At 60.1% G+C, this 19,243-nt stretch carries 20 protein-coding genes; 11 read left to right on the forward strand and 9 right to left on the reverse strand.

From position 1 onward, the window contains the following. Positions 1-173: 173 nt before the first annotated feature. Both BN4575_RS07225 and BN4575_RS07230 read right to left on the reverse strand, forming a co-directional pair. Positions 174-602 (reverse strand): VOC family protein, encoded by a 429-nt coding sequence (locus BN4575_RS07225; RefSeq protein ID WP_068977699.1) that lies wholly within the window; start codon positions 600-602, stop codon positions 174-176. 428 nt (positions 603-1,030) lie between these two features. Next, entirely contained in the window at positions 1,031-1,627 is a 597-nt protein-coding gene (locus tag BN4575_RS07230; protein WP_068977700.1) for an MliC family protein, read from the reverse strand. Between the two features lie 280 nt (positions 1,628-1,907). Between BN4575_RS07230 and BN4575_RS07235 the strand changes: the two genes are divergently transcribed. Further along, a complete protein-coding gene (locus BN4575_RS07235; protein WP_042023648.1) occupies positions 1,908-2,288 on the forward strand; it encodes a hypothetical protein in 381 nt (126 codons plus the stop codon). A 190-nt stretch (positions 2,289-2,478) separates the two neighbouring features. Here the strand turns inward: BN4575_RS07235 and BN4575_RS07240 are convergent, their stop codons facing one another. Further along, positions 2,479-2,841 (reverse strand): DUF2061 domain-containing protein, encoded by a 363-nt coding sequence (locus tag BN4575_RS07240; RefSeq protein ID WP_068977701.1) that lies wholly within the window; start codon positions 2,839-2,841, stop codon positions 2,479-2,481. Positions 2,842-3,033: 192 nt separating this feature from the next. Between BN4575_RS07240 and BN4575_RS07245 the strand changes: the two genes are divergently transcribed. Continuing rightward, positions 3,034-3,240, forward strand: a complete 207-nt coding sequence (locus tag BN4575_RS07245; protein WP_042059132.1) for a hypothetical protein — start codon at positions 3,034-3,036, stop codon at positions 3,238-3,240. A 118-nt stretch (positions 3,241-3,358) separates the two neighbouring features. On the opposite strand, the gene BN4575_RS07250 is transcribed toward BN4575_RS07245, so the two are convergent. The 3 genes from BN4575_RS07250 to BN4575_RS07260 are packed head-to-tail and all read right to left on the reverse strand — an operon-like array spanning position 3,359 to position 6,586. Then, positions 3,359-4,228, reverse strand: a complete 870-nt coding sequence (locus tag BN4575_RS07250; protein ID WP_068977702.1) for a 23S rRNA (adenine(2030)-N(6))-methyltransferase RlmJ — start codon at positions 4,226-4,228, stop codon at positions 3,359-3,361. Next, positions 4,222-4,683 carry a DUF2390 domain-containing protein gene (locus BN4575_RS07255; RefSeq protein WP_068977703.1) on the reverse strand — a complete coding sequence of 154 codons (462 nt, stop codon included), beginning with the start codon at positions 4,681-4,683 and terminating at the stop codon, positions 4,222-4,224. The genes BN4575_RS07250 and BN4575_RS07255 overlap by 7 nt, the downstream gene beginning before the upstream one ends. Further along, positions 4,676-6,586 carry an ABC transporter ATP-binding protein gene (locus BN4575_RS07260; RefSeq protein WP_068977704.1) on the reverse strand — a complete coding sequence of 637 codons (1,911 nt, stop codon included), beginning with the start codon at positions 6,584-6,586 and terminating at the stop codon, positions 4,676-4,678. The genes BN4575_RS07255 and BN4575_RS07260 overlap by 8 nt, the downstream gene beginning before the upstream one ends. A gap of 154 nt (positions 6,587-6,740) precedes the next feature. Here BN4575_RS07260 and BN4575_RS07265 point away from each other — a divergent pair, with 154 nt between their 5' ends. Then, complete coding sequence (locus tag BN4575_RS07265) at positions 6,741-7,154, forward strand: CBS domain-containing protein (RefSeq protein WP_068977705.1); 414 nt, start codon at positions 6,741-6,743, stop codon at positions 7,152-7,154. Positions 7,155-7,286: 132 nt separating this feature from the next. Here the strand turns inward: BN4575_RS07265 and BN4575_RS07270 are convergent, their stop codons facing one another. The 3 genes from BN4575_RS07270 to BN4575_RS07280 all read right to left on the reverse strand — a co-directional run bounded on the left by BN4575_RS07270 (position 7,287) and on the right by BN4575_RS07280 (position 11,019). Beyond that, the gene (locus tag BN4575_RS07270) at positions 7,287-8,948 is read right to left on the reverse strand and encodes a hypothetical protein (RefSeq protein WP_068977706.1); all 1,662 of its coding nucleotides are present in this window, start codon (positions 8,946-8,948) and stop codon (positions 7,287-7,289) included. Between the two features lie 169 nt (positions 8,949-9,117). Next, positions 9,118-9,585 carry a hypothetical protein gene (locus tag BN4575_RS07275; protein ID WP_068977707.1) on the reverse strand — a complete coding sequence of 156 codons (468 nt, stop codon included), beginning with the start codon at positions 9,583-9,585 and terminating at the stop codon, positions 9,118-9,120. 42 nt (positions 9,586-9,627) lie between these two features. Next, positions 9,628-11,019 (reverse strand): aminotransferase-like domain-containing protein, encoded by a 1,392-nt coding sequence (locus BN4575_RS07280; RefSeq protein ID WP_068977708.1) that lies wholly within the window; start codon positions 11,017-11,019, stop codon positions 9,628-9,630. 116 nt (positions 11,020-11,135) lie between these two features. Here BN4575_RS07280 and BN4575_RS07285 point away from each other — a divergent pair, with 116 nt between their 5' ends. The 8 genes from BN4575_RS07285 (at position 11,136) to BN4575_RS07320 (ending at position 19,231) form a co-directional block, all read left to right on the forward strand. Next, complete coding sequence (locus tag BN4575_RS07285) at positions 11,136-11,732, forward strand: LysE family translocator (protein WP_042021423.1); 597 nt, start codon at positions 11,136-11,138, stop codon at positions 11,730-11,732. A gap of 125 nt (positions 11,733-11,857) precedes the next feature. Then, on the forward strand, positions 11,858-12,448 hold the full coding sequence (locus BN4575_RS07290) for a LysE family translocator (RefSeq protein ID WP_068977709.1): 591 nt from the start codon (positions 11,858-11,860) through the stop codon (positions 12,446-12,448). A 126-nt stretch (positions 12,449-12,574) separates the two neighbouring features. Then, positions 12,575-13,273 (forward strand): aspartate/glutamate racemase family protein, encoded by a 699-nt coding sequence (locus BN4575_RS07295; RefSeq protein WP_068977710.1) that lies wholly within the window; start codon positions 12,575-12,577, stop codon positions 13,271-13,273. 129 nt (positions 13,274-13,402) lie between these two features. Beyond that, the gene (locus BN4575_RS07300) at positions 13,403-14,509 is read left to right on the forward strand and encodes a 1-acyl-sn-glycerol-3-phosphate acyltransferase (protein ID WP_068977711.1); all 1,107 of its coding nucleotides are present in this window, start codon (positions 13,403-13,405) and stop codon (positions 14,507-14,509) included. 313 nt (positions 14,510-14,822) lie between these two features. Next, the gene (locus BN4575_RS07305) at positions 14,823-15,293 is read left to right on the forward strand and encodes a YhcH/YjgK/YiaL family protein (protein ID WP_068977712.1); all 471 of its coding nucleotides are present in this window, start codon (positions 14,823-14,825) and stop codon (positions 15,291-15,293) included. A gap of 241 nt (positions 15,294-15,534) precedes the next feature. Next, complete coding sequence (locus BN4575_RS07310; RefSeq protein ID WP_042021432.1) at positions 15,535-16,734, forward strand: acetate kinase; 1,200 nt, start codon at positions 15,535-15,537, stop codon at positions 16,732-16,734. Between the two features lie 141 nt (positions 16,735-16,875). After that, entirely contained in the window at positions 16,876-18,117 is a 1,242-nt protein-coding gene (locus tag BN4575_RS07315) for a mechanosensitive ion channel family protein (protein WP_068977713.1), read from the forward strand. A gap of 187 nt (positions 18,118-18,304) precedes the next feature. Continuing rightward, positions 18,305-19,231 (forward strand): L,D-transpeptidase family protein, encoded by a 927-nt coding sequence (locus tag BN4575_RS07320; RefSeq protein ID WP_068977714.1) that lies wholly within the window; start codon positions 18,305-18,307, stop codon positions 19,229-19,231. Positions 19,232-19,243: the final 12 nt, after the last annotated feature.

The following is a 19,243-nucleotide window of genomic DNA, read 5'->3' on the forward strand; positions in this document are numbered from 1 at the left end:
ATTTTATTTCCTCATCTTAAAAAATATAACGTCAAAATCAGCCTCGCGTTTTTTCGTCGACTGCATTTTTTGGTTAGCCATTATTGCCAGAAGCTGTTCAAAATCAGGTTCAGCTTCGGGCTTAGTTTCCGGGCAATTAGGACACCCACCTTTTGGATCACTCTGCCTTCTTGCTAAAACCGAATCTCCACCGACTCCACACTACGCTTTGCCTCACCGTGATAAACCGCTTCGATATTATTGCCGTCCGGGTCGAGGACGAAGGCGGCGTAATAGCCGGGGTGATAATTGCGCTCGCCGGGAGCGCCGTTATCTTGGCCACCATGGGCCAGCGCGGTTTGATAAAAGCGATCCACCATGGCGTTGTCTTGCGCCTGAAAGGCGAGATGATGGCGGCCGGTCAGTACCCCCAGCGCGGCGGGGCTATCGACAACGGTGACAAACAGTTCGTCCGCCCAGAAGTAGCCGTCACCTGTGCCGCCCAATGGAATATCGAGGCTGGCCAGGGTGGCTGTGTAAAAGCGCTGGCTGGCGGTCAGATCCCTCACCACCAGCTGGATATGGTCGATCAGCCGACCGCGATGCAGAGTTTGTGTTTCCATACACCACCTTGATTTGAATGTTGTGGATGGGCCACCGGCTTGCCGGTCGCTTTGCTTTGACAAAAAGGGGCTGGGCAAAATTTGGCATGGCTACCGCCCCTGAATTTCAGCCTCCAGTCTGCTGCCTTTAACCAACGGGATGGGGTTGGCATGGCTCATGGGAGACTCCGACGAGGTGTGTGTTGCCAATCGGGTATATTAGCGGCGGGCAGGCGGAGGGAAAGGGGGAGATGGCGGATTCCTGAGCAAGATCAATAAATTAATGAGTAAGGCCGTTTGATCGCCAGTTGGTGGGATGGTGCGGGTCTTGCGCGGGAAGGTGAAGGGTTGGCAGGGCGTGATGTAGAAGGCGCGGTTTACTGTTGCTCGCCGCTTTCGATGTTTGCTTTTTCAAAGAAGCGGAGCGGCAGTGCCGCTCCGTATCAGGTTCAATCCTTGGTCGGGGTCTCTGTGCAGGTGAGGGTTGGCTGGCCGTAACGCTCCAGCGTGGCTTCGTCCCCTTTGGTGAAGAAGGTGAGGTTTTGCCCTTCATAACGGGCGCCGCTGGCGCTGGGGGCTTCATAGGCGAGCACTTGTTGCTGCTTGTCGCCCTCGCTCAGGTTGATCACCGCGACCGGTAGCTTGGCATCGTTATAGAAGTAGGTGGAGAGCATGACGTGCTGGCCGCACTGGTAGTTGACCGGGGTTGGCACCATCAGTTGGCCGCCGCTGATCTGCAGCTCGGTGAGCCGCAGCAGGTAGTTATCCTCCACGCACTGGCGCAGATCCTGCCCCTTCCAGCAGTCGTTGCGACCCTTGATCCAGCCGCGCTGCATGGCGCGCTCGGTCTTGAGCTGTTCGGGAGAGAGCGCAGCAATCGCCTTGGGATAGAGGACCGCCAATTCGTTATCAAGGGCTGCCAGTCCGGCATCCTTGCAGATCAGGGTTTCGACCGCTCCGGCTGCTTTGCCGCAGTCAAAGGAGGGGGTCGCAGCGCTGGCCAGCAGAGGGGCAAACAGCAGGGTGGCAAGCAAGGTCTTGTTCATCATAGATTCCAGCAAAAAGAGGGGCGTTGCCTACTACAGCACACTCTACAGGGCAATGCAGCAGAGGCGCCGAGCGCTTTTTGCAGGGGGAGGGGCGGTTGTGGCATAGCTCACTCTGGCGCGGAGGCGTTTGTTGTTGGCTGAGACAATAACGGGTTAACAACAGCGCGGAGGCGTCGCTATTTTGAGCGAACGCCCAGTGGGTGGCATTGCGCTTTCGCTCCGCCTCAAGTGACGTGCTAGATTGCCAGCTTTTGTTTATAACAAGCAGGCTAAAAATATGTTCAGGTTTTTGATGGGGGCCTTGTTGGCTATCACGCTGTCCGGTTGCGCCGCCATGTTCAATGGCACCAGCCAACAGGTTTCTATCCGCAGTCAGGATCCGGATGCGGAGATTTACGTCAACGATATGCTGCTGGGCCATGGCAATGTGATCACCTCGTTCAAGAAGAAAGAGAACTACATCATCACGGTCAGGCGTGCCGACTGCTACTCGGTGAGCATCCCGGTCTCCAAGTCGTTTGACGCCACCACCCTGCTCGGGATCTTTATCGATTTCGGCGTTGTCTCCATTCTGGTGGTCGATGGTGTCGGCACCGGTGCCTGGCAGAAGTTTGATCAGAGCGCCTATATCGTGGATCCACTCTGCAAGAAAGCCTGATAAGACCTGATGGGGGCATCGGGTGATGCATCCAGTCAACGGTTTTTACTGATGTGAAAAACCCGACCTTCCTTGCCAGAATGTCGGGTTTTTTGTGCGGGTAACGCCGGGGCCGAGGGGCGAGTTATCCAGTTGCTTGGTTAGGCGCAGTTGCTTGGTTTGGCGCAGCTGCTTGGTGTGCCGCCGTTGCTTAGGCCAGCGCCAGTTGCTGGCGGCTACGCCACAGCCGCTCGTGGAAGAAGAACACCACGGTATTGATGGCCGGTTCGATCGCCGCCATCACGCCACCGGTGAGCAGCTCGCCGCTCAGCAGGAAGGCAACCCCGAAGGCGATGCTGAAGTGCACCAGTGCGAAGCTGCTGGTCTTGGCCTGCAGGCTGTGGTTTGGCTTGAACTTGTGCCAGCCAAGGTCATGAAAGTAGAAGGCGACCGTGTTGACGGCGGGCTCGATCAGGGCGATCAGGCTGGCGGTCAGCAGCTCACCGGTCAGCAGGTAGGCCACGGTAAAGGCAACGATAAAGTGCAGGATGGCAAAGCTGATGGTTTTTTTCATGATGGCGGCTCCCTCTGTTGATGAGATGAGTATCCGCTAGAATGAGACTAAATGAAAACTATTCTCATCTATTGCCAAAATAGAGAAAACCTATCAACGGGCGAGTTGCCGGTGTGGTTCAGCGGTTGCCAATCGTAGCCAAGGCGATAAAGTACGGTTTCATCCACATTTGCCCATGAAAAAGGATCTTTCATGAATATCAATGCCACCCTGCTTGGCCAGTTCATTGCGTTGCTGATGATCATCGTTGGTGTCATCGCTTGGCGGCTAGCGCGCCGCAAGAGCGAGCATCCGGCGTTGGTCACCCTTATCTGCTCCCTGCTCTGCCTGTTTCCGCCCTTTGGCCTGCTGGCCCTGTTGCTGGTTGCGCTGAAACAGGATCTGCCCGCCCGCTCATAGAGTGCGCAACGGCTGGCGAACAGGTTCAGGCGGCCGCACACTCCTGCCGCACCAATAGAAAAAGCCCCATGACGGGGCTTTTGCTTTTCAACTCAGTGAGCACCGCGGGGGCGGGGGATTAACCCTCGACCTTGTTGAGCCACTCCACCTTGTACTGGGCTCCGGCACCCTGGGCCAGCTTGGCACACAGCGGTTTCAGGAAGGCCTCGATCTGCTCGTCCAGCATCCAGGGCGGGCTGATGATCAGCATCCCTGAGCCGTTCATGCCCCAATCGCTGGTCTGAGCGGCCACTTCCAGCTCGGCTACCAGCACGTTACCGAAGTTTTCCCGCTTGATGGCGCGCAGCATGTCGCGGGATTTGTCCGCCTCTTGCCCGAGGATCGGATACCAAAGGGCGTAGATGCCGGTCGCCCAGCGTTTCTGCGCCTTTTTCAGGGTATCGACCACGGCGAAGTAATCTTCCTTCAGCTCGTAGGGCGGATCGATCAGCACCAGCCCGCGGCGCGGGGTCGGCGGCAGCAGGGCGATCAGCCCCTCGAAGCCGTCACGGTGGTGCACGGCAACGCGGGGGTCATAGCCCATGTTGGCGCGCAGATCGTCCACCTCGTTGTTGTGTAGCTCCATCAGCGCCAGCTTGTCCTGCTCGCGGGAGAGGCGGCGGGAGAGCTCCGGCGAGCCCGGGTAGTAGTGCAGCTCGCCGCCGTCTCCTTCTTGACCGGGGTTCATCTCTTCGATGACGCCGAGATAGGGGGCCATGGCAGACCACTGGGCCCGCTCATCCCACAGGCGGCCGATGCCGTCGGCATACTCGGCCTTCTTCTGGGACCAGTCGCCGCGCAGGTCGTAGAGACCGCCACCGGCATGGGTGTCCAGCACGATGAAGGGCTTATCCTTCTTCTTGAGGGATTCGATGATCAGGGCCTGAACGGCGTGTTTCAGCACGTCGGCGTGGTTGCCGGCGTGAAAGGCGTGGCGATAGCTCAGCATATTAGGTCTCTGAGGGGCCCCTGTTGGGCACCCAATAACGATAGATAGTTCAACAAATTGCGGCTGTTGCCGCGATACAGGGAGAGGCTGCGCAGGGTCTGCAGCAAGACCCCTTGCTGCAGCCGTTCCAGCTCCAGCTCGTGGGCCAGCATGGTTTGGTACTCCTGCGCATCGACCCGTGCCTTGGCGCTCTGGCGCAGGGCGCGCCAGGGGGTCAGCACAGCTTCGGTCTGCACCAGTGCCGGTTGCAGATCGGTGAGATCGACCACGATGCCGAGCTGATCGAGCCGGTGCAACAACAGCGCCAGATTGACGTTGCCCCCCAGCGTTTGCACGGTGAGCCAGTCCTGACTGCGCTCACCATAGATCTTGCCACTCCAGTGCCAGAAGCCCAGCGGCGTCGGTAACTCGTGTACCGCGATCCGCTCGCTTGCCATCAGTTGCTCATCACGCAAAGAAGGCTTGCTCCATGGTTTCCAGCTCCTCAGAGAGGCTCATCCACTCCAGCTCAACGTCCTCCAGCTGCTCCTTGAGGGGGCCCTGGGATTTGAGCAGTTCGGAGAGCTGGTTCTTGGCGCTCTCTTCATAGATGGCAGGATCGGCCAGCTGGCTCTCGATGTCGCCAAGCTTGCCCTGCAGCTTCGCCATGCTCGCTTCGAGTTTTTCGAGCTTTTGACGCAGCGGGCGGGTCTGCTGGCGGAACTGGGCTTCAAGTCGTTTCTGATCCTTGCGTGCTACCGCCGAGTTGGCGGAGACCGGGCCATCCGCCGGTTTGGCGTTGGCCTCTTTCTCCTGCTCACCGAGCCACTTGTGGTAGTCGTCCAGATCGCCGTCGAACGGCTCGACCCGGCCACCGTGCACCAGATAGAAGTCATCGGTAGTGGTACGCAGCAGGTGACGGTCGTGCGACACCACCACCATGGCCCCTTCGAAGCCTTGCAACGCCATGGTCAGGGCGTGGCGCATCTCCAGATCCAGGTGGTTGGTCGGTTCATCCAGCAGCAGCAGGTTCGGCTTTTGCCAGGTGACGAGAGCCAGCACCAGCCGCGCTTTTTCGCCGCCGGAGAAGGGGGCCACCTTGTCGAGGGCCTTGTCGCCGTGAAAGCCGAAGCTGCCCAGATAGTTGCGCAGCTCCTGCTCCGATTTGTCCGGCGCGAGGCGGGCCAGATGATCGAGGGGGGTATCGTCAAGGCGCAGGGTTTCCAACTGATGCTGGGCGAAGTAGCCGATGCTGACCCCGGCGCTCACCTCCAGCTTGCCAGACAGCGGCGGGTTGGAGCCCGACAGCATCTTGATGAAGGTGGATTTACCGGCGCCGTTGCGACCGAGCAGACCGATCCGTGAACCCGGTACCAGGTTCATTTTGATCTTCTCCAGAATGACCTTGTCACCGTAACCAGCGCACAGGTTCTCCATGGCGATCAGTGGGGTCGGCAGGGCTGACGGCTGGCGAAACTCGAAGCTGAATTCGGAATCGGCGTGGGCGGGCAGGATCTTTTCCATCCGCTCCATCGCTTTAAGACGGCTCTGGGCCTGACGAGCCTTGGAGGCTTTGTAGCGGAAGCGGTCGACATACGCCTGCATGTGAGTCATTTCCCGCTGCTGCTTCTCGTACATGGATTGCTGCTGGGCCAGTTGTTCGGCGCGCTGCAGTTCGAAATCAGAGTAGCCGCCGGTGTACTCGTTGAGCTTGCCGTTCTCGATATGGATGATGCGGTTGATCACCGAATCGAGGAAATCGCGGTCGTGAGAGATGAGGACGAGCGTGCCCTGATAGCCCTTGAGCCACTTCTCCAGCCAGATCACTGCATCGAGATCCAGGTGGTTGGTCGGTTCATCGAGCAGCAGCAGATCGGATCGGCAAAGCAGCGCCTGGGCGAGGTTTAGACGCATTCGCCAGCCACCAGAGAAGCTGCGCACCGGCGAGCCGAGCTGCTCGTCGCTAAAACCCAGACCATGGAGCAGTTCGGCCGCGCGGGCGCGAATGCTGTAGGCGCCTATGGTGTCGAGCTTGCCATGCAGCTCGGCGACCAGCAGGCCATTGTCATCATGTTCGGCCTGCTGCAGCTGGCCTTCCAGAATGCGGAACTCTTTGTCGCCGTCGATCACGTAGTCGAGGGCGGAGCAATCGAGCGCCGGGGTTTCCTGGGCGACACCGGCAATCTGCCAGCCGACCGGCAGACTGAAAGCGCCGTTGTCGATGCTCAGCTCACCGCGAACCAGTGCAAAAAAGGTGGACTTGCCACAGCCATTTTTACCCACCAGGCCTACTTTGTGGCCGGGGTGAATGGTGGCGGATGCGTTGTCCAGCAGCTTGCGGCCGCCGCGGATCAGTTCGATTTGACTGGCAACTATCATGGAGAGGGTCTGCTTGCTCAAAATGGAGGAGAAAATCTGGCGCGGATCTTACGTGAAATGGCGAGGATTTGCACTTGAGCAAAGGGCTGGCCACTGGCTGGCGCGGTAAAAACATGCCATAACAGAGAAACCAGTTCAGTTCGCGGAGGTTAGCATGCATATCAGGGATATTATGACGACTCGAGTCGCCACCGTTTCTATGGATGATCGACTCAATGTCATCAAAGGTATCTTCGAGCAGGCTCACTTCCGCCATTTGCTGGTGCTGGAGGAGGATAAGCTGGTGGGGGTCATTTCGGACCGGGACCTGTTTCGCGCCATCAGCCCCTACCTCGACTCCGAGGCCGAGATGAGCCGCGATACCGAGACCCTCAACCGACGGGCTCACCAGGTCATGAGCCGTCAGCTCATTACCATCGGCCCCCATCTTACGGTGCGTGACGGCGTCAAGCTGATGCTGGAGAAGGGGGTCTCCTGTCTGCCTGTGCTGGAGAACGGTGAGCTGGTCGGCATCATCAGCTGGAAGGATTTTCTCAAGGTGGCGCTGGAGAGTGACGCGCTGGATTGAGCCCGGCGTTCAGCATACCAAGCTGATACAGAGCACTAAAAGAGAGAGGGGAGCCAAGGCTCCCCTCTCTCTATTTGAGCGCAGCTGACCAGAGCGCCGCTGACTGCACCGGTTGGCGCGCCGTCTGCACCATCATGACTCGGGCCGTCTTTCGACAAGGCATGAGGGGCCGCTGCCGGAGAGGTGCGGCTGCAAATGGGTGCGGATCTCGCGCAGGGTGCGCTGGTACTGCTGTCCATGTTGATCGAGAAACGCGGGGCTGTGTTTGAGGCGTCGCTCCAGGGTGTCGACCAGCAGCGCCACCTTGGGAGCTGCCATGCCCGCAGGCCAGCCGTGTTGCAACAACTCCAGCAGGTGCCAGGCATCGCCGGGCAGAGCGGGGAACTCCACCAGCAACTGCAAGCCCGCCTGCAGAGCAGTCTGATACTGGTTGGCCTGCATCGCCTTGTGGCGCAGCTGGCGCAGTTCGCTCAGTCGTTGTTCTCGCGCCGTCAGGCGCTGGCCCAACTCGGTCACCAGATGATGAAACAGCTGGCGGGTCAGCGGGTGGGGCGCCACTCTGGCGCGGTAGTGGGTCAGCTGGGTCAGGTAGCGCTGGGCGTGGTGGGGCAGGCCACAGAACTGGCTGACCGCAAAGCCCAGCAGCAAGGCGAGATGGTTGTCGCTCGCATCGTCCGGCTGGTGATGGGCAATCAGGATCAGCGCCTCGTCAAAGCGGTACTCCAGCCCCAGCATCAGCGCATGCAGCAACCCATATTCGTGGGGTTCCAGCGTGGTCGTCCGTTTGAGGTGATCCCACTGCTGTTGCAGGGAACGAAGCCGGTTGCCGGACGGGGTTCCCCACAGTACCGCCAGACTGGCATTGAGCATAAAGCCGTCGATGGTGAGCCGGATGTGCTGTTCGGTGAAGTGGCGCAGGGTCAGGCTGTTGGCCTGCTCCAGCACTTTCTCCTCGTTTTTCTGCACCAGCCCGAGCAACATGGCCAGCTGATGCCAGCGCGGCTGATGGGGACGGATCTGCTGCAGTTCCCCCATGGTTTCCCACGCCGCCTGCCACTGATGCTGGTGCAGCTGGCTGGCGAGTTGCAGCTCCAGCCGAGTGGCGGCAGGCAATTTGGCCTGATGGCGCTGCAAGTCGGTCTGAGCGTTCTGCAGTTTGCCGAGCCCCAGCATGGCGTAGAAGAACCCGGCGCGTGGCCAGCTTGCCAGATACTCGTTGGTACAGAGAGCGTAGTGCTGGGCGGCGGCGATCCTCTCGGCCGATTGCAGCAGCAGGTAACCCTTGAGCCGATCCAGCCAGGGTGCCAGCGAGCGATGCTCCCGCTGAAACAGCAAGTCTTCGCACAGGGCGGTGGCCAGTTGCCACTCTCGCAGCAGGATGGGGGCGGCCAGGGTGCGAGTCAGGCTGCTTAACTTCACCAGTTGCTCGAGCACGACGGTGAGCTGTTGGGTCATGAAGGGGAGCTGCAGATAGAGGGAGAAGTAGAGATCCGAGGGGAGAAAATCCTGCTCACTCTGATCGGCATCCAGCAACAGCAGTACGCAACCGGGTTGCAGCAGGCCGAGGTAGTGAGCCTCGTGCAGCAGGCGAGCCCCCTCCAGCCCCTGCTGTTTGTCCTGCTGGCAGATGATGGCGCTGAACGCCTGTTGTTGCAGCAGGGCAAACAGGCCGCTGTGTACGTGGCCAGGATGACTGTGGTAGTGGATCTGGTCGGCGGGCACACCCTGTTCGGTCAGTTGTCGGGTGATGGCGCTGCGGAGCAGGGGAGCCTCTTCAAGCAGCAGTATCTTCATGCGCGCACTTCCTGTGAGCAAACCATTCAGTTGATTATGGTAGACCCAATGGGAACATCGGCCCAGTGCTTGATGAGTGAAAAGTTAACAGTAGCCGGCAGGGTGGTGGAGGACGCACTATAAGCTGTTATTTCAATCGGTTGTTGCCATCTCTCATGGCTGATATCGGTTATTGCCGAGGGCGGGCCTGCGCCGCAAAGGGGCAGTCGGCCTGGCGGATCAGCCGCGAGCCCTGGCCATGTTCCCCCTGCCAGCGTAATTCGAGCTTGCCGAGGCGGCCCAGATGGCGCAGCTCGAACTCGTAGCGCTGGCAGAGGTTGTCTTGAGGCAGGGTTGCCATGCCTGCTGGCAGGCGGTATTGATAGCGCAGGATTGGCCCATCCTCCAGCTTGCTGCTCACTGGCACCAGCCCCTCCTGCGTGGGCTGCGGGGCACCCAGATAGCGGCGCAAACTGAGCGGTGCATCGATCGCCTTTTGATAGTGCAGGCCGTTCATCGCCGCCAGCTCCTCTTCCAGCCGTTGCAACTCCCCTTCCAGTCCATTGAGCGCGGCCCCCAGCTGCTGGTGGGTCGATGATGAGGCGCAGCCACCCAGCAGCAGGGTGGCAAGCAGCAGGACGGCTCTGATGGGGGGCATGGCATCTCCTTGGCGAATGAGGGGCAATTCGGGCGGCCCTGACTATAGCAGGGGGTTGCTGGGGGGCGTCCCTTGCAGCAGTTGTGCCAGACGTGCTAGCCCTTCGCCGACCCGGGCGTCGGTGGCGGGTTGGCTCAGGCTCAGGCGCACCCCTTGCGGAGCGGCAAACTGGCCAGCGGCGAAGTGTTCCCCGCTCGCCACGCCGACGTCAAGGGCATCGGCGGCGGCGGCAAACTGCTGGCTGCGCCAGGGTTCCGGCAGCGGCAGCCAGGCGTGCATGCTCCCCGGCTGCCAGCGGGCAGCGGGCAGCAGATGGCGCAGCAGTTCGCCACGGCGTTTCAGTATCTCTCTCTGCTGTTGGATCAGCGGCATGATCTGGCGCTGGCTGACCATCTTGCAGGCCAGTTCAACCAGCAATGGGCTCACCATCCAGCTCGACAGCCGCATGGTTTGGGCGAAGGCGCTGCGCAGGGCGGGGGGCGTCAGCACGAAGCCGACCCGCAGGCCGCCGCAGGCGATCTTGGCCAGACTGCCCAGATAGATGACCCGCTCCGGCGCCAGATTGACCAGCGGCTGCGGGTGGGGCTCTGGCAGCAGGCCGTTGACGTCATCCTCGATGATCAGCAGATCGTGGCGACGGGCGATGGCGACGATGGCCTCCCGCCGCGCCAGACTCATGATGGCGGTAGTGGGGTTTTGCAGGGTCGGGGTTAGGTAGAGCAGTTTGGCCCGGCGGGTGCGACAGGCTGCCTCCAGCGCCTCGGGCAGCAACCCCTCCTCGTCCATCGCCAGCCCCACCACCTGATTTTTCAGCTGGCGGGCGTTGCCCAGCATGCCGGGGTAGCTCAATCCTTCGCACAAAATGGTCTCCCCCACGCAGTTGGTGGCCAGCAGCGCCAGCATTATGCCGTGCTGGGCACCGTGGCTGAACAGCAGTCGATCCTCACTGCAGGCCACCCCTTGCTCCACCAGCCAGTCGACGAACTGCTGGCGCTGATCCGGCCGCCCCGCCTCCTGGTCGTAGCCGAGCAGGGCGTTGAGATCCCCGTCCGCCACTTCCCCCAGCAGGGGACGAATGATGGCGGCCCGATCCAGCTGCACCGGCAGGTTCTGCCACAACTCGATGCGGTGCCCCTCCTCTTTGCGGATCACCCACTCATTGGCAGGATCCGTGTTCGCCCCCTTAACCTCGCTCTTCTTAACCCAAGTGCCGTGGCCCACTCGGGCTGCCAGCAGGCCGCGCCGCTCCGCCTCGCTGTAGGCGCGGGTGATGGTGCCGACGGTGACACCCAAGCGATCCGCCAAGGATCGGTGGGTAGGCAGGCGGGTCTGCGGGGGCAGTTCGCCGCTTGCGATCCCCTGTTCGATCGCCTTGACCAGCTTGAGGTAGAGGGGGCCATCGAAGGCCGCCAGGTCGGGGGGCCAGATTGTCATGGTGACAATAAATCCATTGATCCAAATTTGTTCCCAATATAGCGTGAATTTCATCCCAATCACAACCAGATAGCGCACATTGTATCGATACAATGTGGCAAATAAGGAGTCACAATATGACGATGGAGTGGTATGTCACCCTGTTCGGTTTTGCCGTACTCACCTGCGGTACGCCGGGGCCCAACAACCTGATGCTAACGGCCTCCGGCGCCAACTTCGGGGTGCGCCGCACCCTGCCACATTTGCTCGGGGTGGGGGTAGGTCAGCCGGTGTTGCAGCTGGTACTGGCCTTGGGGCTTTATCCCCTGTTCGAGCGCTGGCCGCTGCTACGGCTCGGTTTGCAGATCTTCGGCAGCCTCTACCTGTTGTGGCTGGCCTGGCGCATCGCGGTGGCCGGTGCACCGGGAGATCCGGCCCGGCGCGCTCGTCCGCTGACCATGCTGGAAGGGCTGGGTTTTCAGTTCCTGAATCCCAAGGCGTGGATGATGGGGATCTCCGCCATCAGTCTGTTCAGCCTCTCCGGTGCCAGTTACTGGCCGAGTCAGCTGGCGGTGATGACCATGTTTGTGCTGGTGGCGCTGCCGGTCTGCTTTGTCTGGGTGCTGTTCGGCCATCAGCTGAGCAACTGGATCAGCTCGGATCGGGGCTGGCGGCGACTCAACGGTTCTCTCGGTCTGCTGACGGCACTCTGTGTGGTGATGCTCTGGTATTGAGCCGTGTTGCGCTGGAGGGGGAGGTGGTCGAGAAAGAGGCATTTCTGACTTGTCGCCACGGGGTTGGCTCTGCATATTAGAAGGCTTTCCCCATAACGGGCGCTTTACATCGACAAGAGGTTGAGATGGATCTGAACTGGTTACTGCCCCTGGCGGGGTTTGCCTTGGTCACCTGCGGCACGCCGGGGCCCAACAATATGCTGCTCACCAGCGCCGGCGCGGCGCAGGGCTTTCGCCGCACTATTCCCTTGCTGGTAGGGGTGGTGGGGGGGATCAATTTGATGATCCTCGCCACCGCGCTGGGGCTCGGGGTGGTGTTTGAGAAAGTGCCACTGCTGCACGACGGCCTCAAGCTTATTGGCTCGGCTTATCTGCTCTGGCTGGCGTGGAAGGTGGCGACTGCCAGCGGCCCAGCGGAGGGCAATCGACCACTCATTCCTGCCCATCAGGGGGCCATGCTGCAACTGCTCAACCCCAAGGCGTGGATGATGGCGCTCTCCGCCATCAGTGGTTTCACCCTGGCGGGGGAGGCCTACTGGCCCTCCGCGCTCTGGGTGTTGGCGATCTTCTTTGTTACCGGCCTCTACACCGGGGCGTTCTGGGTGCTTTTTGGTGCCCAGGTGCGGCAAATCATCCGCACAGCCCGGGGTTGGCGGCGTTTCAATCTTGGCATGGGGCTGGCGACGGCCGCCTGTGTCGGGATGATCTGGCTTTAGCCCGGGGCTGACCCGGGCCTTCACCGGCTGTCTTGTTGGCCCTGCGGGGCCTTTTTTATCTCGCCCGCGTTGCCTTGCCTGCAAGGTGGCGTGGCACTGCCCTCCCTTGGGCTGAAAGGAGTTCATATGAAATGTATCGGTCTGCTGGGTGGCATGAGCTGGGAGTCCACCGTCAGTTACTATCAGGCGCTCAACCGCGGGGTGCGGGCGCAGCTTGGCGGTTTGCACTCGGCGCGGGTACTGCTCAACAGTGTCGACTTTGCCGAGATAGAGCGGTTGCAACATGCCGGTGACTGGCCCGCCACCGCCCGTTTGCTGGCGGCGGAAGCGCGCAAGCTGCAGGATGGCGGCGCCGATTTCTTGCTGATCGGCACCAACACCATGCACAAGGTCGCCCCCGAGATTGAGGCGGCCATCGATATCCCGCTGCTCCATATCGCCGATGCCACCGCCGCCAAATTGCAGGCAGACGGGGTAACCCGAGTCGGCCTGCTCGGCACCCGCTTCACCATGGAGCAGGATTTCTACAAGGGGCGCTTGCAGGATCGCTTCGGGTTGGCGGTGCTGGTACCCGATGAGGCAGGGCGGGAGCGGGTGCATCGGATCATCTATGATGAGCTCTGCCTTGGCGAGATCCGCGAGTCGTCTCGCGCCGAGTATCTGGCCATTATCGAGGAACTGGCGGCCGCTGGTGCCGAGGCGGTGATCCTCGGTTGTACCGAGATTGCCCTGCTGGTGGGCGATGCCCGAGCTGCCGTGCCGCTCTACGACACCACCGCCCTTCATGCCGAGGCTGCCGTAGCACTGGCGTTGAGCCTTGATTAATTAACTGGTCAGATCTCACTATTGTTGCTTGCCGCATACCCCTTGCCATAAAAGCGTGTAAAATCGCGCCCTGAATTCTCCCGGCCAACGCAGGTTGGCCGCGACTCCCTAGCATGCAAGGCTGACATTGTGACTGACGTAGATAGATTCGCGGATATTCGCCCCTACCGTGATGAAGAAGTACCGGCCGCCATCGAACGACTGATCCAGGATGATGAGTTTATCGGGGCCATTGCCAGATATCGTTTCGGTTCTCTGATGAGCTGGCTGGGTTGGGCCATTCGCCCGCTGATCCGCCTGTTCCTGCGCCGCAAGTGGTGCAAGGTCACTACTGTGCGTCAGGTGCAGCTCGGCGTGACCCGTTATATGTCGCGGATGATTGCCACTTCCACCAAGGGGATCACCTTCTCCGGGATCGAGCATCTGAAAAAAGAGCAGGGTTACCTGTTTGTCTCCAACCACAGAGACATCGCCATGGATCCGGCGTTCGTCAACTGGGGGCTGCATAGCCATGGTTTCGATACCGTGCGTATCGCCATCGGTGACAACCTGCTGCGCAAGCCCTGCGCCACCGAGCTGATGAAGCTCAACAAGAGTTTTATCGTCAAGCGATCGGCCAAAGGGCCGCGTGAGATGATGAAGATGCTCGGTGAACTGTCGGCCTATATCGGCAACTCGGTGCACGAAGGTCACTCCATCTGGATCGCCCAGAAAGAGGGGCGCGCCAAGAATGGTGATGACAAGACAGATCCGGCCATCCTCAAGATGTTCTACCTTGACGGCAAGAAGCAGAAGATCGACTTCGTTGATTACATGCGCAGCCTCAACATAGTGCCGGTCAGCATCAGCTATGAGCTGGATCCGACCGACAAGGCGAAAGCGCGCGAGCTCTATGAAAAGTCGGTCAACGGCTGCTATGAGAAGGGCGAGTTTGAGGACATCGAGAGTATCGTCGCCGGTATTGTCGGCATGAAGGGGCGGGTACACGTCTCCTTCGGCGCCCCTATCAGTGAGGGGTTCAGCGATCCGGACGAACTGGCCGCGCTGATCGACAAGGCAATCTGGAGCAGCTACCGCCTCTTCCCCAGCAACTATCTGGCGGCCGATGTCTCTGGCAAGGCCAATACCATCGAACAGGCCGCCTTCCTGACCCGTCAGTCGGAAGTGCCCCAAGAGCACAAAGATATCTGGCGTGCCATGTATGCCAAACCGGTGGAAAACGCCAAAAAGGCTTGAATGAAACCGGTTGTAACGCGGTTTGATGAAAAAAACGGGCGCTGATGCGCCCGTTTTTGCGTCTGGTCAAAGTCGACAGTGAAAGGGTGGTGAATAATATGGTTTCAGCTGGTACGATCACCGTGAAAATGGGACTATGCCTCTTGGCAGTTACCTGATGAGTGTGTAACAGTGCTTGAGCGCTGAACATCAGCAAAAGATTTAAACCCCTTTGCACGGATTGCAGAGGGCATTATTGAGGGACCTGTCACAGGTCCTTTTTCATTGGCTGGCAAAGATGCCACGCAGATATACCTAACAGGAAACAGACGCCATGATCACCGGTAGCCTGAACACCCTGCAGCGTACGCCGCTGCCCGCCCCGCTGGCCCGTATCATGGCCGAGGTGGTGAAGAGCGTGGCTCACTGGGGTGAGGCGCCGCTCGGCAAGACCGAGATCGATGGCCTGAACCTGTTTTGTCTGGTGAGCGATGATCTGACCGAGCCAGCCGCAGATCGCCGTGGCGAATTTCATCAGCACTATCTTGATATCCAGCTGCTGCTGCGCGGTGAAGAGTGGATTGGTGTGGGCCCCCACGATTACGTGAGTGAAGGTGCCGACCATCCCCATCCCGACCTCTGGTTTGTCGATGACGAGCAGACCAGCTATCTGGCGCTGCAGCCCGGTGATTTCGCCATCTTCTGGCCAGGGGAGCTGCACCGTCCGCTCTGCACCTTCAATCAGCCCGCTCGCGTCAAGAAGCTGGTGGTCAAGGTGCATAAAGATCTGCTGATCACCGGTTGATCGCTATTCTGGGGTGTCAGACACCCGACTACGACAGGGTCGCTTGAGAGCAGCGCGGGCCTGTCGCGAATTGAAACGAGCGCCATGCACTCTTGATGCGTTACGACTCTTTCAACAGCAAGAATTTAAAAATTGGGCGCACACCCTCCTGCGACCATAAGCCCCCGGCAGGGGAATCCCATCCTCTTTTGGATGACACGACACTGTCGGCATAAAGCCGAAGCACAGGAAGATGTAGAACATGAGCAAGTTGGTATTGATCCTTAACTGCGGTAGCTCTTCCCTGAAATTTGCCGTAATGGACGCCGAAACAGGTGAGGACATGCTGTCCGGCCTGGCCGAATGCTTCAATCTGGATGATGCACGTATTAAATGGAAACTCCACGGGGTCAAGGGCGAAGCCATGCTGGGAGCGGGTGCCGCTCACCAGGCCGCCCTCGACCATATCGTGGGTCACATCCTGCCGCAGGATCCGACTCTTACCGAGCAACTGGTGGCCATCGGTCACCGCATCGTGCACGGTGGCGAGCAGTTCTCCCGCTCCGTGCGCATTGATGACGGCGTGATCGCCGGTATCGAAGCCGCCATTCCGTTCGCCCCGCTGCACAACCCGGCCCACCTCATCGGCATTCGTGCCGCCCTGAAGGTGTTCCCGCAGTTGGCCGAGAAGAACGTGGCCGTATTCGACACCGCCTTCCACCAGACCTTGCCGCAAGAGGCTTACCTCTATGCGTTGCCGCACAAGCTTTATCGTGAACACGGCATCCGTCGTTACGGCGCCCACGGCACTTCCCACCGCTATATCGCGGAAGAAGTGGCCAAGGAGCTGGGCAAGCCGTTGCATGAGTTGAACATCATCAACTGCCACCTGGGCAACGGTGCCTCTGTCTGCGCCATCAAGAACGGCGAGTCTGTTGACACCTCCATGGGGCTGACTCCGCTGGAAGGGCTGGCGATGGGTACCCGCAGTGGCGATATCGATCCTGCCGTGGTGTTCTTCATGCACGACCAGCTTGGTTACAGCGTGGACGAGATTAACCATGTGCTGACCCGCGAATCCGGTCTGTTGGGCCTGACTGAAGCGAGCAGCGATTGCCGCTACGTCACCAGCAACTACGCTACCGACGCCGGTGCCAAGCGTGCGCTGGATGTGTTCACCTACCGTGTGGCCAAGTATGTCGGCGCCTATGCTGCCGCCATGGACGGTCGTCTGGATGCCCTGGTGTTCACCGGTGGTATCGGTGAAAACGCCGCCATGGTGCGCGAGATGGTGCTGGCTCGTCTGGCCCTGTTCGGCTTCAAGGTGGACCAAGAGGCCAACAACGCCGCGGTACTGGGTGGCGAAGGCCGCATCACCACCGCCGACAGCCGTTGCGCCCTGGTGATCCCGACCAACGAAGAACTGGTCATCGCCCGCGATGCCCTGAGCCTGGTCTGCTAAGCCAGCCTCGCTTTGAAACAACGCCCGGCCTGTGCCGGGCGTTGTCGTTTCTGGCGTCCACCGATTTGACATGGGGGAGGGGAGCGGTACCCTGACTTCACTGTTTTTGCAGCCAGCGGCTGCCAGGTTCGGGAGAGAACAATGAAAGAGGCGTTTTTTAACTGGTTGTCGGGCCTTGGGGTGGAAGTGACCAACCTGATGGCGCTGGTGATCGCGCTGGGTTTTATCGTCATCACCTCGTTGCTGCTGCACATGGTGCTGCACCGGGTGTTGCTGGTGCGGCTGGTGGGGCTCCTCGGCAAGGCCAAGCAGGTGTGGCTGCCGCCCGAGCTGCAACAGCGCCTCTTCAACCGGCTCGCCTTCGTGCTGCAGGGGGCTGTGCTGCTCGGTCAGGCAGAGATCTGGCTGCCCCGTCAATCGGATAGCCTCAAGCTTATCGAGATGGTGGCGCAGTTCTGGATCCTGCTGTTCCTGTTGCTGGCCTTCTTCGCCCTGCTCGACTGCGTGTTGTCGGTGAGCCGCTACACCCGGCTTGGCCGGGATTTGCCCCTGCGCGGCATCTTCCAGGGGGCCAAGCTGGTAGGCAGCATTCTGGTGGGCATCCTGATGATTGCCCTGCTGCTTGGCAAGTCGCCGCTGTTCCTGTTCAGCGGTCTGGGTGCCATGACTGCGGTGCTGATGTTGGTGTTCAAGGACCCCATTCTCGGGCTGGTGGCGGGGATCCAGCTCTCCGCCAACCGGATGCTGAGCGTCGGCAACTGGCTGCAGATGGACAAGTACGGCGCCGATGGTGAGGTGACCGACATCGGCCTCACCACGGTCAAGGTGTCAAACTGGGACAAGACCATCACCACCATTCCCACCTATGCGCTGATCTCCGACTCCTTCAAGAACTGGCAGGGGATGACCGAATCGGGCGGCCGCCGCATCAAGCGCAGCGTCAATATCGACATGACCAGCGTGCGCTTTCTGACTGCCGAGGAGCAGTTGCAGCTCAAGCAGGCGCAACTGCTGGCGCCCTATCTCAGCCGCAAGGAGCAGGAGCTGAGTGCCTACAACCAGCAGCTGAGCGATGCCTTGAGCTGCCCCATCAATGGCCGCCACCTCACCAACCTCGGTACCCTGCGCGCCTATCTGGATGCCTACCTGCGTGCCCACACCGGCATTCGCAAGGAGATGACCCTGATGGTGCGCCAGCTGGCGCCCACTTCAGATGGCCTGCCGCTGGAGATTTACTGCTTTACCGCGACGACCGCATGGGCCGATTACGAAGGGATCCAGGCCGATATTTTCGACCATATCTTTGCCGTTATTGAGCAATTTCATCTGCGGTTGCATCAATCTCCTACAGGTTACGACATGCGTGGCTGGCAACGGGGATAAGCAAGGAGATCGGGTGGGTCGAGAACGCGGAAAAATCCGTATATTAATCATCGACCCATCGCTACTTGTCGGTTGAAATTTGGCGTGCAGAGGAGAAAAATGGCGGCCTTCTCTTCGCGCCCCTGATCCCAGCTTGATCAGCTGCCAGCCCAGAGACGTCACTTCAAGTCATCATCATGGGAAAGTTATGAAGCTCCTTCGCAATAGTGTGGCAACTCTCTGCTACAGCCTGCTGCTGACCGCTGCGCCGGTTTTCGCTGTTGAATATGCTCTGCCTGCGGCCAACAGCCGTCTGGTAGGGGAAAATCTGCAATACGTAGTCCCGGCTGAAGAGAACGGCCAGCCGCTGGAGGCCATTGCGGCGAAATTCCAGCTGGGGCTCACCAACATGACTGAAGCCAACCCCGATGCGGATCCCCTGCTGGTACAGACCGGCGAGAAGCTGGTGATCCCCCAGCAGCTGATCCTGCCGGATGCCCCGCGGGAAGGGTTGGTGCTCAACGTGGCCGAAATGCGCCTCTACTACTACCCCAAGGGTAAAAAAGTGGTGGAAGTGCTGCCCATCGGCATCGGCCAGCTCGGCACCGACACCCCGGAAAACTGGGTGACCAGCGTACAGCGCAAGAAAGCGGGCCCGACCTGGACTCCGACCGCCAAGATGCACGCTGAATATGCCGCCAATGGCAAGAGTCTGCCGGCAGTCTGGCCAGCGGGTCCGGATAACCCCATGGGGCTGTTCGCCCTCTACATCGGCAAGATGTACGCCATCCACGGTACCAACGCCAACTTCGGTATCGGCCTGCGGGTGAGCCACGGTTGCGTGCGTCTGCGTAACGACGACATCGCCTACCTGTTCAAGCAGGTACCGGTCGGCACTCGCGTCCAGTTCGTCAACCAGCCGATCAAGGCTTCTGTGGAGCAGGATGGTCACCGTTATCTTGAAGTGCACCAGCCGCTTTCGCGCAGCGAGGAGGAGTTCAATTCCAAGCTGCCGGCACCGCTGCCGATGACTCCGGCGGTGACTCGCTTCATCGCCCACGCCGACAGCGACTCCCAGCTGGTGAAGCAGGCGCTGGAGCAGCGCAACGGCATGCCGATGGCGATCAACCGCTAAGGCAGATCCCCG

The organism is Aeromonas sp. EERV15 (assembly GCF_900079845.1).
Classification (GTDB): Bacteria; Pseudomonadota; Gammaproteobacteria; order Enterobacterales; family Aeromonadaceae; genus Aeromonas; species Aeromonas sobria.

What these genes read in the sequence shown, in the direction of transcription:
- BN4575_RS07280 (WP_068977708.1), bottom strand. Translation starts at nt 11,019, where the DNA reads ATGACAATCTGGCCCCCCGACCTGGCGGCCTTCGATGGCCCCCTCTAC.
- BN4575_RS07295 (WP_068977710.1), top strand. Translation starts at nt 12,575, where the DNA reads ATGAAATGTATCGGTCTGCTGGGTGGCATGAGCTGGGAGTCCACCGTC.
- BN4575_RS07250 (WP_068977702.1), bottom strand. Translation starts at nt 4,228, where the DNA reads ATGCTGAGCTATCGCCACGCCTTTCACGCCGGCAACCACGCCGACGTG.
- BN4575_RS07305 (WP_068977712.1), top strand. Translation starts at nt 14,823, where the DNA reads ATGATCACCGGTAGCCTGAACACCCTGCAGCGTACGCCGCTGCCCGCC.
- BN4575_RS07245 (WP_042059132.1), top strand. Translation starts at nt 3,034, where the DNA reads ATGAATATCAATGCCACCCTGCTTGGCCAGTTCATTGCGTTGCTGATG.
- BN4575_RS07310 (WP_042021432.1), top strand. Translation starts at nt 15,535, where the DNA reads ATGAGCAAGTTGGTATTGATCCTTAACTGCGGTAGCTCTTCCCTGAAA.
- BN4575_RS07275 (WP_068977707.1), bottom strand. Translation starts at nt 9,585, where the DNA reads ATGCCCCCCATCAGAGCCGTCCTGCTGCTTGCCACCCTGCTGCTGGGT.
- BN4575_RS07260 (WP_068977704.1), bottom strand. Translation starts at nt 6,586, where the DNA reads ATGATAGTTGCCAGTCAAATCGAACTGATCCGCGGCGGCCGCAAGCTG.
- BN4575_RS07285 (WP_042021423.1), top strand. Translation starts at nt 11,136, where the DNA reads ATGACGATGGAGTGGTATGTCACCCTGTTCGGTTTTGCCGTACTCACC.
- BN4575_RS07290 (WP_068977709.1), top strand. Translation starts at nt 11,858, where the DNA reads ATGGATCTGAACTGGTTACTGCCCCTGGCGGGGTTTGCCTTGGTCACC.
- BN4575_RS07320 (WP_068977714.1), top strand. Translation starts at nt 18,305, where the DNA reads ATGAAGCTCCTTCGCAATAGTGTGGCAACTCTCTGCTACAGCCTGCTG.
- BN4575_RS07235 (WP_042023648.1), top strand. Translation starts at nt 1,908, where the DNA reads ATGTTCAGGTTTTTGATGGGGGCCTTGTTGGCTATCACGCTGTCCGGT.
- BN4575_RS07315 (WP_068977713.1), top strand. Translation starts at nt 16,876, where the DNA reads ATGAAAGAGGCGTTTTTTAACTGGTTGTCGGGCCTTGGGGTGGAAGTG.
- BN4575_RS07230 (WP_068977700.1), bottom strand. Translation starts at nt 1,627, where the DNA reads ATGAACAAGACCTTGCTTGCCACCCTGCTGTTTGCCCCTCTGCTGGCC.
- BN4575_RS07265 (WP_068977705.1), top strand. Translation starts at nt 6,741, where the DNA reads ATGCATATCAGGGATATTATGACGACTCGAGTCGCCACCGTTTCTATG.
- BN4575_RS07270 (WP_068977706.1), bottom strand. Translation starts at nt 8,948, where the DNA reads ATGAAGATACTGCTGCTTGAAGAGGCTCCCCTGCTCCGCAGCGCCATC.
- BN4575_RS07225 (WP_068977699.1), bottom strand. Translation starts at nt 602, where the DNA reads ATGGAAACACAAACTCTGCATCGCGGTCGGCTGATCGACCATATCCAG.
- BN4575_RS07240 (WP_068977701.1), bottom strand. Translation starts at nt 2,841, where the DNA reads ATGAAAAAAACCATCAGCTTTGCCATCCTGCACTTTATCGTTGCCTTT.